Source organism: Ursidibacter sp. B-7004-1 (assembly GCF_053654055.1).
On sequence record NZ_JBSIUP010000005.1, the window covers coordinates 19,469 to 36,498 of the forward strand.

Sequence of the window (17,030 nt, forward strand, 5' to 3'; positions counted from 1 at the left end):
GGACTTGCAAAAATATTAAAATTAACTAGAATTCGCATCTCTTTTAAAGTCTTATCAATGCCGACTTAGCTCAGTAGGTAGAGCAACTGACTTGTAATCAGTAGGTCACCAGTTCGATTCCGGTAGTCGGCACCATCTCTCAAAAATACTTACTAATCTCGCCAAAACGTTGGGCTGAATATAACCAACAGGGTAAAGACTTCTAAACGTCCGCAGACCATTGCAAAAGTAAGCACCCATTTCGCACTATCTGGTACTTGTGTGAAGTTACTGCTGACAGAACCGAGTGCAGGCCCTAGATTGTTCATACTTGCAATAACCGCATTGAGTGCATCAAAAGTTTCCATTCCGCAAGCAATCGTCATCAACCAACAGACGACAAACACGAAGAAATAAGCAGAGAAGAAAGCCCAAACACCTTCAACAATGCGTTCAGAAAGCACATACTTACCGAGTTTAATCGGCTGGATAACATTCGGGTGAATAAAGCGGTGAATTTCTCGTTTTCCTTGCAAATAGAGCAATAGCACACGAAACATTTTTAAACCGCCCCCCGTTGAGCCAGCACAACCACCAATAAAAGAAGCAAGCACAAGCAATAAAGGTAGAAATGAAGGCCAGCTACTGAAATCATTGGTAGTAAAACCTGCTGTGGTTGATACAGATACAGACTGAAACAACGCCTGTGATAGCGTCGTTTGGTCGTTGTCAAAATAGCTGTACGCCCATAGCACGAAAAAACAGATTAAAAAGAGAGAGATTTGTATCAAAATAAAGAAACGAAATTCATAATCTCGCCAATATAAACGTAAGAAACGGTTGCGAGCTTGCCCTTTATATCTGCCGTGAAATTGGTCAAAAAAAGCGAAATGCAAGGCGAAATTGCAAGAAGAAATCAGTAAGAAAAAGACGGTAATATAATTAATGATATCGCTATTGAAATAGCCGATACTGGCATCGTGAGTTGAAAATCCGCCAATCGCCACAGTAGCAAAACTGTGTGAAATGGCATCAAAACCACTCATTCCCGCTAGCCAATAAGCTAATGCACACAAAATGGTTAGTGAAAGATAGATCAGCCATAATGCTTTAGCAGTTTCCGCAATGCGTGGACGCATTTTCTGCTCTTTTAACGGGCCGGGCATTTCAGCTCGATAGAGTTGCATTCCACCAATTCCTAAGAGTGGAATAATTGCCACCGCAAGCACGATAATCCCCATTCCACCAAGCCATTGTAAAAATTGGCGATAAAATAAGATCGCTTTCGGTAAGCTATCTAGCCCTGTAATAACAGTTGCACCCGTTGTGGTTAGCCCAGAAAATGATTCAAAAATCGACTCGGAAAAATTCAAATCGGGCTGTTCAAGTAAAATAAAAGGTACAGCCCCAAGTGTGCCTAACACCACCCAAAACAGCACTACAATCAGAAAGCCTTCTCGTGAACGCAATTCATATTTATGATGACGACAAAACCACCACAATAGTGTTCCAACACTAAAGTTCAGTACAAAGGCTTCTAAAAAGGCTCGTCCGCCACCATCACCATAGAGCAACGCTACAAATGCAGGCACTAACATTGTGAACGAAAAACACATTACCAAAATGCCCACAATGCGAATAATCGAGAAAAATTGCACGTTAAATCCTTAAAATTCAATAGTCGGTAAATGGTACTCCGCTTTTGTGTACAGTCAAATTTTTTCTCTCACACGGCTATCTGCTATAATGTGCTACTTTTACAACGACAAGCGGTAAGATTTTATGGAAAATTTGCAAAATGAACAGATAGACTGGAAACCTTCAGCGCCTATTCAAAACCTACTGAAACGAGCCAAAATTATGGGGGAAATTCGCCAGTTCTTTACAGAGCGTGGCGTGCTTGAAGTGGAAACACCTGCGATGAGTGAATTTTCAGTCACCGATGTTCATCTTTCTACCTTTAACACTCAATTTTTATCGCCCTTTGCCAGCCAAGCGAAAACCTTGCATTTAATCACTAGCCCTGAATACCATATGAAACGCTTGCTAGCGAGTGGCAGTGGTGCGATTTTCCAAATTTGTCGCGTATTTCGCAATGAAGAGTCAGGTAAGCGACACAACCCTGAATTTACAATGTTGGAATGGTATCGCCCGCATTTTGATATGTATCGCTTAATCAATGAAGTTGATGATCTACTCCAACAAATTTTAGATTGTGAACCTGCGGAGTCATTTAGTTATCAATTCGTATTCCAAACTTATGTGGGTTTAGACCCCCTTTCTGCAAGCAAAGCACAACTTGTTGCTAAGGCGAAGGAATACGGATTGCAATGCGATGAAAATGAGCAACGAGATACTTTGTTGCAATTTTTATTTAGTGAAGTAGTTGAAGCCAATATCGGCAAAGATCGTCCAACCGCTGTTTATCATTTCCCTGCAACGCAAGCAGCATTGGCTCAAATTAGCACAGAAGATCATCGTGTAGCAGAACGCTTTGAGTTCTACTATAAAGGATTAGAATTAGCTAATGGTTTTCACGAGTTAAGTGATGCGAAAGAACAAATCCGCCGTTTTGAGTTGGATAACTTACAACGCAATGAAATGGGCTTGCCACCACAGCAACTCGATTACCGTTTTTTAAATGCACTCAAAGCTGGTATTCCAAATTGTTCTGGGGTTGCGTTAGGTGTTGATCGCTTGCTGATGATTGCAATGAATGCAGAGCGTATTGATGAAGTAATGGCTTTCGGGGTTGAAAGAGCTTAGAATTGCAAAACTTTTTACAAAAAAGAGTTCTTATTTATTGCTATTTTAGGAAATTATGTCAAATAACTTATTTATTATTGATTCGCACTGCCACTTAGACAGCCTAGATTACGAAACTCGTCATAAAGATGTCGATGAAGTGATTGAGAATGCGAAAAGTCGTGGTGTACAACATCTTATTTCAATTTGTACAACTGTTGGTCGCTTTGAAGCAATGAAACAGCTTACGGCACATCGTTCAGAAGTTTCGCTTTCTTGTGGCGTTCATCCACTTAATGTCGAAGATGAACCCTTCGACTACGAAAAATTACTGGCTTATGTGCGAGATCCTCGAGTGGTTGCGGTGGGCGAAACAGGGTTAGACTATCACTACACACCTGAAACCAAAGTTTTACAACAATCACTCTTTGAACAGCAAATTGAGATTGCAAAGCAGGTCAAAAAGCCTTTAGTGATCCACACGCGATCAGCCAGAGAAGATACAATGCACTTTCTTGAAACAGGTAATGCACAAGAGTGCGGTGGCGTGTTACATTGCTTTACCGAAGATTGGGATATGGCAAAAAGAGCCTTAGATATTGGGTTTTATATCTCGATTTCGGGGATTATCACTTTCCGTAATGCAGAAGAATTGCGAGATGTTGCTCGAAAAGTCCCGCTTGATCGCTTATTGGTTGAAACCGATTCGCCTTACCTTGCCCCTATTCCATATCGTGGTAAACCGAACCAACCTGCCTATGTGCGAGAAGTTTGTGAATATTTAGCCACGTTAAAAGGTGTTTCAGTGGAACAAATGGCAGAAATCACCACTCAAAACGTACAACGTTTATTTAATTTGAACTTATAGGAGCTGTTATGAAAGCAATCTTAAAATACTTTCTCATTTTAGTGATGTTATCGCTACATATTGTACTAGTTGGTGCAGTAAATTATGCAATGCCATCTTATGAAACCACAGTGGTAACAGGAATGGAAGTTCGCAGAATGGATAAAGATGGCGTAATTAGTAAAGCCAACCCACCTGATGGCGAAGTGCGTGATGTTTATTTCTTATTCACAGAACAGCCTGAAAGTAAAAAAGTAATGGTTTATCGTAATGAAGATACTGGCTGGGGATTACCACCTTATTTTAAATTTGGATCTGCTGATATCCAAGCCAAAGCACAAGCCTATGCTAACGAAAAACAGCAAGTAGAAATAAAATATTACGGCTGGCGAATTAACTGGCTAAATGAATTTAGAAATATTGTTTCAATTAAACCACTTACGGAAGGCGAAACTAACTCAACCCCTTGGTTTAGCTATATTTTCTACGCATTCTTTGCATTAACTTTCTTCCTTTCGGTACAACTTGTACGCGGTTGGTTTGATAGTTCTAAATAATCACAATTCAGGGCGTCTAGCACGCCCTTTAATCTATTATGACCACATATTTTATTGCTGACTTACACCTTAACGAGCATCAACCTGATATCACTGACTTATTTTTGCAATTTATGTCAGAAAAAGCACCGCTTGCGGAGGCAGTTTATATCTTAGGCGATCTTTTCGATTTTTGGATTGGCGATGACGAAAACTCCCCCTTAATTGAACAAGTTAAACAAGCCATTCGCCATATCTCGCAACAAGATATTCCTTGCTATTTTATCTGCGGTAATCGCGATTTCCTACTCGGCAAACGTTTTGCCAAAGAAACGGGGCTAATTTTGTTGCCTGATTATCACAAAATCGATCTCTACGGACATTCAACGTTACTTTGCCACGGAGATACACTCTGTACTGATGATGTGAAATATCAACGCTTCCGCCAAAAAGTCCACCAAAAATGGCGACAAGCACTTTTTCTTTTACTGCCACTCCGTTTACGTTTACATATCGCTCAAAAAATCCGAGCCAAAAGCCGACAAGATAAACGCACAAAACCTGCTGAAATTATGGACGTAAACCCACAATTTACTGCTCAAATAGCAGAACAATATCAAATTGAGTGGCTTATTCACGGACATACCCATAAACAAGCGGTGCATTCTTGCCAAAAATTTGCAACATCTGACCGCTTATTTACCCGCATTGTGCTTGGCGATTGGGGCAAAACAGCATCTATCTTAGCCGTAGATAAGCAAGGCTTTCAGTTTAATTTGGAGCGAAAATGATTGATGTCATTATCCCCTGCTATAACGCAGAAAAGACCTTACAACGAGCAGTGCAAAGTGTGTTAGATCAAACGGAGTTAGGCACATTATGGCTTATTGATGACGGTTCAACAGATAACACATTCACACTCGCACATCATTTTGCAAACCAAGTTCCTAATAAAATTCGCGTAGAAAAAATGCCACAAAATAGTGGTGTGGCAAAAGCAAGAAATTGGGGAGCATTGCAAAGTGACGCTGAATTTATTGCATTTTTAGACGCCGATGATGCTTATGAACCACAAGCCTTGCAAGTGGCTCAAGCGATTTTTCAATTCCGACCTGAAACCGCACTCGTCCGTTTACGCTTGAAACCTGTGGATTTAGCAGAACGTTATGCAACCCACCCACAATTTGCTCACGCTTGGCAATATATGCAAATGACTTGTGGTGGCAATGTTGTTTTCCGCCGATCATTTTTCCTTGCCTGTGGCGGTTTTCCCCAACAAGCGTTATTTAGAACATTGGGGGGCGAAGATGGTGCTTTGGGCATCGCTACAACAAAAATAGCCAATGTGGCAACTGCCTTTAATGATGCTGGGGTCTTGCACTTTTGCCGAGAAGGAATGCACGCCGAATATTTACTTGATGCGGTATTATTCCAAAAACACCGAAAAAATGTTGGTGAACAAGAAATGGCACAAGCGAATGCGGTTACAGAAAAAATCTGTGAACAAGTTATGCAGCTACAACAATGTTTAAATAGCGATAAAACGGGTATTCACCCGATGAATTTGGAATGGGAATAAATTACTTCTCGCTCGAACATTGAAAAATAACTCAAATCAGCATATTATCTTTACTTGCGATTTATTCTCACTTAGTTTATGAAAGCGATTTATATTATTTTAGGTTTTATCAGCATTGCGTTAGGTTTGGTCGGCGTTGTTGTACCCGGTTTACCAACGACACCGTTTCTCTTATTAGCCCTTTACTGTTTTGGCAAAAGCTCTGAACGCTTAAAACAATGGTTTATGGGGACAAAAATCTACCATAAATATCTTAAAGAATACGACCAAAAACGTGCAATGACGATGAAACAAAAAATCTCTATTCTCGCCTTTTCTGCCCCTTTCTGTATTTTTGCCTTTTTTACCCTGCCGAACTTTTGGGGAAAATTGGCGTTGGTGATCACAGTCATCGTTCAGTATTATTATTTCTTCTTTAAAATTAAAACGTTGGAAAAGTAGCCTTGCAAGGTTAGAATAACAGGCAGTTTAATTTTGTAAAAAAGTGAGAAGAAATGACCGCTTGTTTAAGTAAAGATACCCTAAAAATCGGTTTGGTTTCTGTATCCGACCGAGCATCTCAAGGTGTATATGTCGATCAAGGTATTCCAGCCCTACAGAAATGGTTAGAAACCGCACTTTGTGAGCCATTTGAAGTAGAAACTCGCCTTATTGCTGATGAGCAAGATGTCATTGAGCAAACACTCATTGAATTAGTCGATCAGCAAGCTTGCCATTTGGTGCTAACCACTGGCGGAACAGGCCCCGCCAAACGTGATGTTACTCCAGATGCAACACTCGCTATTGCTCATCGTGAAATGCCCGGCTTTGGCGAACAGATGCGTCAAGTGAGTTTACATTTTGTACCGACAGCCATTCTCTCACGTCAAGTGGGCGTTATTCGCCATAGTTCACTTATTTTAAATTTACCAGGGCAACCCAAAGCCATTCAGGAAACCTTAGAGGGTGTTAAAGGTACTGATGGTTCTGTTATCGTTCGTGGTATTTTCAGTGCAATCCCTTACTGCTTACAACTACTAAGCGAAATTTATATTGAAACACGCCCTGAAATTTGTGAAAGTTTTAGACCAAAATCAGCAAGGCGTTAAGGAATAATTTATGCAAACCTACTTAAAAGATTTACGCTGGGGTAAATTTAACCTTATCCAAGGCGATATGATTAGCAATATCTCTGCCCATTATGGCGAATGGTCTGATGTTGAAGTCGCAATTTTCCATTCTCTATTAACTCCGAATGCTAATGTAATTGAAGTTGGCTCAAATATAGGTATGCACGCAGTGCCTATTGCCAAAGCGATCCCACAAGGGAAATTACTCTGTTTTGAACCACAACGGATTATTTTTCAACAGCTCTGCTGTAATCTTTCGTTAAATAACCTAACGAACGTAGAAACCTATCGAATGGGCGTTTGTGACGTTTCCGAAAAACGTTGGATTGAAAGTTGTGATTATAGCCAACCTTGGAATTATGGCAGTTTTTCACTAGATAAAGGGTTTAGTACTGAAGCACAATTTAATGGGTCATTTACACAAGAAGAAATTGACACAGTACGTTTAGATGATTTTGCTCCTGCCCAACGCTTAGAACAGCTAAGTTTGCTAAAAATTGATGCAGAAGGTTTTGATATTCCCGTATTAAAAGGTGCTACAAAACTAATTGAACGACTAAAACCAGCCATTTTTATTGAGGTACATTCTTACTCTGTTGAAAAAACACTAGCGATTATTCATCAACTAAACTATGAAGCCTATTGGGTTGCATCACAACGTTATCAACAAAATAATTTTTATAACGCAGAAAAGTTAGATGATGGATATGATCTCAATTTACTTTGCTTTCCAAATAATGATGCTAATGCACAGCACAGCACAGCACAGCACAGCACAGCACAGCACAGCACAGCACAGCACAAGATATTTACATTAAAACAATTATTGGTCAAAGCAATTTCACTAGAACAATTAATTAACGGTGAAGTACCATTGTTATTAAAGGAAGAAAAATGAAAAAAATTGAAGCCATTATTAAGCCATTCAAATTAGATGATGTACGTGAAGCATTAACCGATGTCGGCATTACCGGAATGACAGTAACTGAAGTGAAAGGATTTGGACGTCAAAAAGGGCATACGGAGCTTTATCGTGGAGCGGAATATGCGATTGATTTTCTACCGAAAGTCAAATTAGAGATTATCGTTAGCGATGAGCAAGTTGATGAGTGTATTGAGACTATTATTGATACCGCACAAACAGGTAAAATCGGTGATGGTAAAATTTTCGTTTATGATGTTGAGCGTGTGATCCGTATCCGCACAGGCGAAGAAAACGAAGAGGCGATTTAATCAACAAGTGGTTAAATGAAGTACGAAATTTGTAACTTGGTCTTATTAAAGATAAGGAGAAAAATGATGCATATTGAAATTAACCCACAGATGTTTTATTACGGCTTCCCTGTTATTTTGCTGACAACTTGCGATGCAGCAGGAAAAACGAACATTACTCCAATTTCATCTAGCTGGTGTTTAGGTAACAATGTAGTAATTGGTTTAAGCACTCAAGGGAAAGCCTATGAAAATTTATTAATTTGCCCAGAAGCTGTATTAAATATTCCTGATGAACAACTATGGAAAAAAGTAGAAGCCATCGCTGATGTTACTGCTAAAATGGAAATACCCGACTTCAAAAAAGGGATATATAGTTTTTGTGATGATAAATTTACGAAAGGAAATTTTACTTCTCAAGCGTCACAAAAAATAAAACCTGCTCGTATTTTGGAATGCCCTATTCAAGCAGAAACTCAAATTTCAGCTATCACTGAAAGAGAAGGGTATGCGATTATTGAGCTCAAAATTGTGCAAGTTTATGCTCAATCTGATTTGGTTTTCCAAGAAAATAAAATCAATCCTGAAAAATGGAAACCACTTATTTATAATTTTAGACACTATCAAGGTTTAACAGAGTGTTTAGGTAAAAACTTTAGAGCTTAACTTTGTTATCCTGATATTAAAAACCAAAGGAAATTCAATGAAAAAAACAGGTCTAGCGTGGCTATGGGTAAGTTTAGTCACCCTTATAGTCGATTTATGGACAAAATATATTGTAGTACAAAATTTCGAACTACACGAAAGTATCAATATTTTACCCGTATTTAATCTTACTTATGTCCGTAATTATGGTGCAGCTTTTAGCTTTTTAGCGGATCATTCGGGTTGGCAAAAATATTTCTTTTTAGGCTTAGCAGTTGTGATCTCTATCGCATTAGTAGTAATGCTTTACAAAAACAAAGCAGAACTCAAGCTACAAAATTGTGCCTATGCGTTAATTATTGGTGGGGCGATTGGTAATGCTATTGACCGAGCGTATAACGGCTATGTCGTTGATTTTTTACATTTTTATTGGGATATTTATCATTATCCTGTGTTTAATATTGCCGATATTGGCATTGTGGTCGGTGCAGGCTTGTTGATTTTAGAGTCTATTTTAGAGCATCGAAAAACGAAAAAGAGTGATTAAATGAATATTATTTTAGCGAATCCTAGGGGATTTTGTGCGGGAGTTGATCGTGCAATTTCAATTGTAGAACTTGCCCTTGAAATTCACGGTGCACCGATTTATGTCCGCCACGAAGTTGTACATAACCGCTTTGTGGTTGATGGTTTAAAAGCCAAAGGGGCGATTTTTGTCGAAGAGTTAGATGAAGTGCCAGACGGTGCGATTGTGATCTTCTCCGCTCACGGCGTTTCTCAAGCGGTGCGACACGAAGCTAAACGCCGAGAATTGAAAGTTTTTGATGCAACCTGCCCGCTTGTAACCAAAGTCCATATGCAAGTGGCTCGAGCCAGTAAAAAAGGGACACAAGCCATTTTGATTGGGCACGAAGGACACCCTGAAGTTGTGGGAACAATGGGGCAATATGACAACCCTGAAGGGGGGATTTTCTTAGTCGAAGATGTGGAAGATATTGCTAAATTAGGGTTAAAAGACGATCAGAATTTAACGTTTATGACCCAAACTACGCTCTCTATTGATGACACTAGTGATGTAATTGAAGCCTTGAAACAGAAATATCCTGCAATCCAAGGGCCTCGTAAAAACGATATTTGTTATGCCACAACCAACCGCCAACAAGCTGTCAGAGAGTTGGCTAAATTAGCTCAATTAGTGCTTGTTGTTGGATCTAAAAATTCATCGAATTCTAACCGTTTAGCCGAATTAGCCTCTCGCATTGGCACGCCATCAAAGTTGATTGATGGACCACAAGATATTGACCCAACGTGGTTAAGTGGAGTAAATACGATTGGGATTACCGCTGGTGCATCTGCCCCAGAAGTGCTAGTTCAATCGGTAGTCGAGCATCTAAAAACCTTAGGGGTAACGGAAGTAAGTGAATTAGAAGGCTGTGAAGAAAATACCGTCTTTGAAGTGCCACGCGAATTACGTATTACAGAGGTACAATAAATGAACCGTTTTAAAATTGAGTGGGAATGTCGCCGTGGAATGCGTGAATTAGACAAAATGATTATGCCATTCTATCAACAATATTTTGATGAACTTAGCCCCGCAGAACAGCAAACTTTTGTCGAAATGCTGGGTTATAGTGATCCTGAACTTTTCCGCTGGTTTATGAACCAACTGCCAGCTCCCACCGCAGAATTACAAGCAATGGTGGAACTCATTCGTTCTAAACTAAGCTACTAGATTTCCTGTAACAAGCGGTCAGTTTCGTGCGATTTTTTGCAAAAAATCTGCGGAAACTGACCGCTTATTCTTTATAAGAAGATGAAAATGACACAAACAAATTACGAATTTTTTGGGGAAGATCCTAAATTTCCAACCAAATTGATTACTTTTACAATGCTGATAGGAGCATTTTTTGGTTATCTGAATGAAACTTTGCTGAATGTGGCACTAACTCATTTAATGCACGAATTTCACATTGATAAAACCACCGTTCAATGGATGGCAACAGGGTTTCTATTAGTAATGGGAGCCTTTACACCGCTGACGGCAAACATTATTCAATGGTTTACCACTCGCACAATGCTGTTAGTGACTTTGATCACCTTTTTGGCTGGATCGCTGATCTGTGCTTTTGCCACTACATTTCCAATTTTATTGAGTGGACGTATCATTCAAGCAATCTCTGCGGCATTTACCGTCCCGATTTTATTTAACACCATTTTATTGATTTACCCACCACATCGAAGAGGGACAATCATCGGCTTTATCACAATGATGTTTATGGTCGCACCAGCGATTGGTCCAACCTTATCGGGTATTATTGTGGATTACTTCGGTTGGCGTTATCTCTTTTTACTCACTGTGCCTTTCATTCTGCTGTCGATTGGACTGGCTATATGTTTTTTGAAAATGAATTTACAACCGATCAACAAGCCAAAAATTGATTGCCTGTCTGTTTTGCTTTCAGTCTTCGGCTTAGGGGGGATTGTCTATGCTACAAGCAACTTTACCATACTTGGATTACCTCTTTTCCTGTTACTGTTTAGCGTTGCGTTACTCTTGGTGATTTGGTTTGTTAAACGCCAGTTTTTGCTAGAAGTGCCATTGATCAATTTAAGTATCTTTCGCTTTAAACAATATCGTTATGCTATGTTGATCTTAGCGACTTTAATGTTTGTCTTTATTGGTACAGAATTGATTATACCAATGTATTTACAACAAGTGGTGTTATTCTCAGGCACCATAACGGGGTTAATTTTACTCCCTGGTAGTGTTATTCAAGCCTTTCTATCGCCGATAATGGGCAATCAATTAGATAAACGAGGTGCAAGAGCGGTGGTATTGCCCGGTGCTATATTGATGTTGATGACATTTGTTTTGATGTTGTGCTACTTTAAAATTGATAGCTCTCAATGGCTACTAACAGCGATCTTCACATTATTACCTATCGCTGTTTCAATGATAATGGTATCAGAAACACACGGACTAAATGATTTACCCAAAGAGATGTATCCACACGGCACAGCGATTATTAGCACAATTAACCCCATTGCTGGGGCAGTTGGTGCGGCATTCTTCGTGGGCGTAACCCATATTGGTGAACGTACTTATTATATTGCCGATACCAACGCCTCACGTCTTGCCACCCTTTACGGCGTTCAACTCGCGTTTGGAATAGCTATTATAATGAGCTTATTTGCTCTCTACCTATCCTTAAAATTTGTTGCACATACTAGGAGGTAGAAAGATCTGGTACGAGTACTTCACTCGTACCAAAAACAACAGTAGGATTTGCAACAAATCCGCAAAAACTGACCGCTTGTAGAAACATTAAATAGCACCAGCGTATGATGTTGGTGCTATCTTTTTTATCTATCTCTAAGTACTCACCCTAGCATATTCCGCAGCTTCGGCGATAAGTGCATCATCGGGGCATTGTCCTGTATAAAGCTCAAATTGTTCAACAGCTTGTAGCACAATCACTTCCGCACCAGAGATCACTTGTTTACCTTGTTTGGTCGCATAAGTAATAAAGGGGGTATTTGCTGGCTGTGCAACGACATCAAAGGCGGCTTTCGCCTGATCAATAAGTGATGTTGGGAAAGCCATACCATTCGCTTCTTTCGCTCCCGCCATTCCGATTGGAGTAACATTCACAAGAATATCAGCAGTTAGATTTTCAAGTGTTGGGAAATAATCGAAGCCATATAAATCTGCCAAATATTTTCCTGTTTGAGCGTTGCGAGCAACCACTTTCACATTGTCAAACCCTGTATCACGAAAGGCTGCTACCACTGCTTTTGCCATTCCGCCACTGCCTTGAATGATAACAGAAGCGGTAGGATCAAGCTGATTTTTTGCAATAAGTTTGGCTATCGCAATATAGTCGGTGTTATAGGCTTTTAGGTAACCGTTACTATTCACAATAGTATTTACCGATTGAATAGCTGCAGCCGATGGCGAAATTTCATCTAAAAACGGCATACAGCTCTCTTTAAAAGGCATTGAAACAGCACAGCCACGAATACCTAATGCTCGCACCCCTTTTACTGCGTGTTCAATATCCTTGGTCGTAAATGCTTTGTAGATAAAATTTAAGCCTAGTTTTTGATATAGGTAGTTATGAAAACGTGTGCCGAAGTTACCCGGTCTGCCTGAAAGCGACATACAAAGCTGGGTATCTTTATTGATGAACATAGTTCGTCCTTATGGATAGGGTAATGAAGTAAAAGGCTAATATCTTACTATAAACTCGTTGCTGATGAATAAATAGAAATTTTGTAAAAAATAGATTGAAACCAACCGCTTACAGATTAAACTGGTTATAATTTGGTAGTTTTTGTTATCGGAGTTTGTTATGCACGCATTTTCTCATTATTTTCCTGAGTTTTTACAACATTCGCTATTCTGGGTTCTTGCATTACTCGTTTTTTCCATTTGGCAATTTATGAGTAATAAGCTCCGAATGGATATTGTGGCTTTATTGGTCATTACCTTCTTCAGCTTGAGCGGTATTTTAACCACAAAAGAAGTATTTGCAGGGCTAAGTGATCCCAATGTGATACTTATTGCTCTACTCTTTATTGTGGGAGAAAGTTTAGTCAGAACGGGGATTGCTTATCAAGTTAGTGAATGGTTAATGAAAATGGCTGGAGCAAGTGAAACTCGTGTGCTAATACTACTGATGCTATCTATTGCAGGGCTTGGATCATTTATGAGTTCAACGGGAATTGTGGCTATTTTTATTCCTGTGGTTCTCGCCATTTGCTCTGGAATGGGGATTTCCCCCAAAAGATTGATGATGCCATTAAGTGTTGCGGGTTTAATCAGTGGAATGATGACGCTAATTGCCACACCACCCAATCTCGTTGCACATTCAGAGCTGATCAAAGCAGGCTTTGATGGATTTGGATTTTTCAGTTTTACACCTATTGGTGTTTCAGTCTTAGTTTTGGGTGTTGGCTATATGTTAGTTGCTCGCCGTTGGTTAGATAATGGTGAAAATTTAAGTACTGAGCGTAATACGCGTTCGTCAATGCATCAATTTATTGATGAATATCAGCTTGCAGGACGAGCCAAAATGGTCGTCATTACTGCAAATTCTCTTTTGATTGGCAAAACCATCAATGAACTCAATCTACGCGATGAATATGGCTTAAATATTGTTGCTATTCAACGAGTCAAACGTTTCCGCCGAATTACATTAAGTGCTTATGGCACCGTTACTTTGCAAGATAAAGATATTTTACTGCTTGATGTTGAAGTGGATAGTGAAACCTTTGCACATCATTGTGAACAATTTGGCTTAAAAAATATTGAATTAAAAGGAGAATATCTTTCTGATCACGCTCAATCGGTCGGAATGGCAGAGCTTTCCATTTTGCCAGAAACAGGCAGTATCGGTAAAAGCATTAACGAGTTACGTTTTCGTTCTACTTATGGATTAACCGTAGTGGGTATAAAACGTGATGGTGAGATTCTGCAAGATAACATTGTTCATACACCATTAAAATTTGGTGATGTCTTATTGGTAATGGGCGTTTGGCAGCAAATTCTAGAAATGGATAAAACCAGTCGTGATTTCTTTTTACTCAATACACCTGAAGAGAGTAAAAAAGCCGCCCCAGCATTAAGCCAAGCACCACACGCACTGTTTTCAGTATTTACAATGGTTGTATTGATGATCACAGGCATTGTGCCAAATGTTATTGCTGCTCTCATTGCCTGTTTAATGTTAGGAAAATTCCGTTGTATTGATATGAAAAGTGCTTATGAATCAATCCATTGGCCAAGCCTAATCTTGATTGTGGGAATGATGCCATTTTCTATTGCGTTACAAAAAACAGGGGGAATTGATCTAATCGTCGGTATGTTATTAGAGATTATGCAGGGAATGGATATCCATTTTATCCTAATTGTGCTCTTTGTCTTTACTTCTATTGTAAGTGCTTTTATTTCCAATACTGCAACCGCTATTTTAGTGATGCCGATTGCGATTGCAATTGCTCAACAGCTCAATTATTCCGCGGCACCATTTGCGATGATTGTTGCAATTTCAGCTTCAGCATCTTTTATTACGCCAGTGTCTTCGCCAGTTAATACAATGGTGCTAGCACCTGGTAATTACAAATTTATGGATTTTATTAAAGTTGGTGTACCATTCACAATTTTAGTAATGCTATTGTCGGTGTTCTTAGTGCCATTATTATTTCCATTAAACTAGAAACTCATTTTAGCAACCAGTTATTATTACTGCTGACGAACGTCAGAAATATAGAATTTATAAGGTGGGCTTTAGCCCACCTCAGATTATTGACGAACTTATTTCGTGTAGGGTGGGCTTAAGCCCACCATTTTGTAACTTATTGATTTTAAAGATGGTGGGCTAAAGCCCACCCTACAGATTTTACGTTCTTTTGAAGTTTGTCATCAGTCTGAGGTGGGCCTTAGCCCACCTTACATAATAATTCGACTGCTTTCATTTATAGAGCAGTTTTTTATTTAATCTGCAACCCAACGATTCTCTCGTAAAAGCTGATCGGCATATTGCATTTTTAGTTTTAGGTTTTGCAGAACCTGATCATCTTTAGTGGAGTAATTCTTAGCCTTCTCTTGAATACTTTCAGGAGTAAAACCTACCCACGTTGTTGGTGTAATCATTCCAACCGTATCACCTTGATTAAGCATTACGCTTTCACTTTTCTCATTCGCAAACAGCGATTTCCCAAAGGTATAAATTGGTTGATTAAAACCTAATAGATCCATAATGGAAGGGAATACATCGTACTGCGATGCCAATTCGCTATGACGTGCTGGCGGTAACGAACCATCAGGACTAAATATGACCAACGGAATATGGAAACGCTGTGGCAAATTATCATCACTTTCTGCATTTAGCGTATGGTCAGCCGTAAAAATAAAGACAGTATTTTGATACCAAGGCTGTTTTTCGGCTGATTGCATAAACTGCTGTAACGCCCAATCACTATATTTTAGTGTATTTAGGAAACCATTTTCGCCTTGGTCATCGTGTGGGTATAACTCGAATTCACTACCAATTTTAGGAAATGGCTCGTGTGTTGTTCCTGTAAACATAAACGCAAAGAATGGCTGTTTTTTTGCTGGTTCACTTAACTTTTGGTTAAAGGCTTGCAACGCATCATAATCCCAACCAAAACGGGGTTGCTCTTGTGGATATTCTCGTAAGAGCGGAACATCTTCTTTGCCATAATATTCTTGGAAACCCAGTGCGTTAGCAATACTATCCATATGGAACGAACGGCGTGCAGAAGATTGCATCATTACAGTACGGTAATTGTGCTGATTGGCAATCTGAGCAATACGGCTCATCTCTTTTAATTCTAAGCCAAAACCAAGGGTGGATTGACTTTGTAGCGAAGGCGTTGAAGATAGAACTGCTTGAATACCAACAATGCTACGTTGCCCCGCTGCGTAGTAGTTATCCCACACTTGAGATTTCGCCACTAGGCTATCCATAAATGGAGTAACTTTATAGCTTCCACCTGCTAACGCATCAATATATTTGTAGCTCCAACTTTCTAATAACACGAGTACCACATTTTTATTCGTTGGCTTATTTTCAGGGTGTTGCCATTTAAAAATAAGCGGTTGCTTGGTTGCAAAATTTTGCAATTCCGTTGAAGAAACATAATTGAGTGGTTGCTCTTTTAAACGATTACGGCTTTCTCGATAAGTGGTATAAACAGGGTTTAAGGCAAGATTAGCTTGTTGTAATTTACTTCCTGTAAAAGCATCACTTAAATTGATTGGGCGACTAGAAAGAATAATCCCTCTAAATAAAATGAAATAGATCCCTGCAAGTAACAGCCAAATAGCTAAACGTAGCCATTTATTTTGCGGAAGAATTGCCTGCTTTGTAAGTGGACGTTGAATGGCGTAGTACCACAAAACGCCCAACAACACTAAACCAACTAAACTGCCTAAGGTATAAGTTAAGCGAGAACTGAGTGCAATTTCAATTAACGCACCTTGATCGGCACTCAAATTGAGAATTTCCGCACCGATATGGTGCTGTACTTCGCCAAAATAAGTGAGATCGCCTAAACTGTAAGCACACATTACAAAAATCATTAAAGCACACAGCCAAACTAACAATGTACGGCATTTCGTTTGTTGAATGGCTTTGAAAGGTAAACTTAACAGCACCAACATTGGCGAACAAAAAAGCATTGTGGTGGCACTATCAAATTGAATGCCTTTGACCAACCCTTTGGCAACTTCAGAAAGTGTTAATGGTGAGAAATAATCATAATGAACAAAATATAAACCAATACGGCATAATCCAAAGGCAAATAATGCAAAGAGAATGATCCGAATCGGTAGAATGGCGAAGTGCATAGTG

18 protein-coding genes and 1 tRNA gene are annotated in these 17,030 nt (G+C 39.4%); 16 read left to right on the forward strand and 3 right to left on the reverse strand.

Features of this window, described 5'->3' with window-relative positions:
* The first annotated feature begins 59 nt into the window (after positions 1-59).
* Positions 60-135, forward strand: a tRNA-Thr gene (locus tag ACWIW0_RS02640).
* Positions 136-152: 17 nt separating this feature from the next.
* Here the strand turns inward: ACWIW0_RS02640 and ACWIW0_RS02645 are convergent.
* Positions 153-1,637 (reverse strand): TrkH family potassium uptake protein, encoded by a 1,485-nt coding sequence (locus ACWIW0_RS02645; RefSeq protein ID WP_454452091.1) that lies wholly within the window; start codon positions 1,635-1,637, stop codon positions 153-155.
* A gap of 124 nt (positions 1,638-1,761) precedes the next feature.
* Here ACWIW0_RS02645 and epmA point away from each other — a divergent pair, with 124 nt between their 5' ends.
* The 14 genes from epmA to ACWIW0_RS02715 all read left to right on the forward strand — a co-directional run bounded on the left by epmA (position 1,762) and on the right by ACWIW0_RS02715 (position 11,890).
* On the forward strand, positions 1,762-2,745 hold the full coding sequence (gene epmA, locus ACWIW0_RS02650) for an elongation factor P--(R)-beta-lysine ligase (RefSeq protein ID WP_454452092.1): 984 nt from the start codon (positions 1,762-1,764) through the stop codon (positions 2,743-2,745).
* 55 nt (positions 2,746-2,800) lie between these two features.
* Positions 2,801-3,592 carry a TatD family hydrolase gene (locus tag ACWIW0_RS02655; protein ID WP_454452093.1) on the forward strand — a complete coding sequence of 264 codons (792 nt, stop codon included), beginning with the start codon at positions 2,801-2,803 and terminating at the stop codon, positions 3,590-3,592.
* Positions 3,593-3,600: 8 nt separating this feature from the next.
* On the forward strand, positions 3,601-4,128 hold the full coding sequence (locus ACWIW0_RS02660; protein WP_454452094.1) for a DUF1523 family protein: 528 nt from the start codon (positions 3,601-3,603) through the stop codon (positions 4,126-4,128).
* 38 nt (positions 4,129-4,166) lie between these two features.
* A complete protein-coding gene (gene lpxH, locus ACWIW0_RS02665; protein WP_454452095.1) occupies positions 4,167-4,898 on the forward strand; it encodes a UDP-2,3-diacylglucosamine diphosphatase in 732 nt (243 codons plus the stop codon).
* Entirely contained in the window at positions 4,895-5,686 is a 792-nt protein-coding gene (locus tag ACWIW0_RS02670; protein WP_454452096.1) for a glycosyltransferase family A protein, read from the forward strand. Before lpxH ends, ACWIW0_RS02670 begins: the two co-directional genes overlap by 4 nt.
* A 78-nt stretch (positions 5,687-5,764) precedes the next feature.
* Positions 5,765-6,127 carry a YbaN family protein gene (locus tag ACWIW0_RS02675; protein ID WP_454452097.1) on the forward strand — a complete coding sequence of 121 codons (363 nt, stop codon included), beginning with the start codon at positions 5,765-5,767 and terminating at the stop codon, positions 6,125-6,127.
* Between the two features lie 53 nt (positions 6,128-6,180).
* The gene (gene mog, locus ACWIW0_RS02680; protein WP_454452098.1) at positions 6,181-6,774 is read left to right on the forward strand and encodes a molybdopterin adenylyltransferase; all 594 of its coding nucleotides are present in this window, start codon (positions 6,181-6,183) and stop codon (positions 6,772-6,774) included.
* 10 nt (positions 6,775-6,784) lie between these two features.
* Positions 6,785-7,693, forward strand: a complete 909-nt coding sequence (locus ACWIW0_RS02685) for an FkbM family methyltransferase (protein ID WP_454452099.1) — start codon at positions 6,785-6,787, stop codon at positions 7,691-7,693.
* Positions 7,690-8,028 carry a nitrogen regulatory protein P-II gene (glnB, locus tag ACWIW0_RS02690; protein WP_454445146.1) on the forward strand — a complete coding sequence of 113 codons (339 nt, stop codon included), beginning with the start codon at positions 7,690-7,692 and terminating at the stop codon, positions 8,026-8,028. Before ACWIW0_RS02685 ends, glnB begins: the two co-directional genes overlap by 4 nt.
* 63 nt (positions 8,029-8,091) lie before the next feature.
* Entirely contained in the window at positions 8,092-8,673 is a 582-nt protein-coding gene (locus ACWIW0_RS02695; protein WP_454452100.1) for a flavin reductase family protein, read from the forward strand.
* A 37-nt stretch (positions 8,674-8,710) separates the two neighbouring features.
* Positions 8,711-9,199: a signal peptidase II gene (gene lspA, locus ACWIW0_RS02700; RefSeq protein WP_454452101.1), complete on the forward strand. Its 489-nt coding sequence runs from the start codon at positions 8,711-8,713 to the stop codon at positions 9,197-9,199.
* Positions 9,200-10,144: a 4-hydroxy-3-methylbut-2-enyl diphosphate reductase gene (gene ispH, locus ACWIW0_RS02705; protein WP_454452102.1), complete on the forward strand. Its 945-nt coding sequence runs from the start codon at positions 9,200-9,202 to the stop codon at positions 10,142-10,144.
* Complete coding sequence (locus ACWIW0_RS02710) at positions 10,145-10,384, forward strand: FAD assembly factor SdhE (protein ID WP_454452103.1); 240 nt, start codon at positions 10,145-10,147, stop codon at positions 10,382-10,384.
* A gap of 87 nt (positions 10,385-10,471) precedes the next feature.
* Positions 10,472-11,890 carry a DHA2 family efflux MFS transporter permease subunit gene (locus ACWIW0_RS02715; RefSeq protein ID WP_454452104.1) on the forward strand — a complete coding sequence of 473 codons (1,419 nt, stop codon included), beginning with the start codon at positions 10,472-10,474 and terminating at the stop codon, positions 11,888-11,890.
* 135 nt (positions 11,891-12,025) lie between these two features.
* Here ACWIW0_RS02715 and ACWIW0_RS02720 read toward each other — a convergent pair whose 3' ends face one another.
* Positions 12,026-12,844: a shikimate 5-dehydrogenase gene (locus ACWIW0_RS02720; RefSeq protein ID WP_454452105.1), complete on the reverse strand. Its 819-nt coding sequence runs from the start codon at positions 12,842-12,844 to the stop codon at positions 12,026-12,028.
* A gap of 160 nt (positions 12,845-13,004) precedes the next feature.
* Here ACWIW0_RS02720 and ACWIW0_RS02725 point away from each other — a divergent pair, with 160 nt between their 5' ends.
* A complete protein-coding gene (locus ACWIW0_RS02725) occupies positions 13,005-14,870 on the forward strand; it encodes an SLC13 family permease (protein WP_454452106.1) in 1,866 nt (621 codons plus the stop codon).
* 278 nt (positions 14,871-15,148) lie between these two features.
* Here ACWIW0_RS02725 and ACWIW0_RS02730 read toward each other — a convergent pair whose 3' ends face one another.
* A complete protein-coding gene (locus ACWIW0_RS02730; RefSeq protein ID WP_454452107.1) occupies positions 15,149-17,026 on the reverse strand; it encodes an LTA synthase family protein in 1,878 nt (625 codons plus the stop codon).
* Between the last annotated feature and the right edge of the window lie 4 nt (positions 17,027-17,030).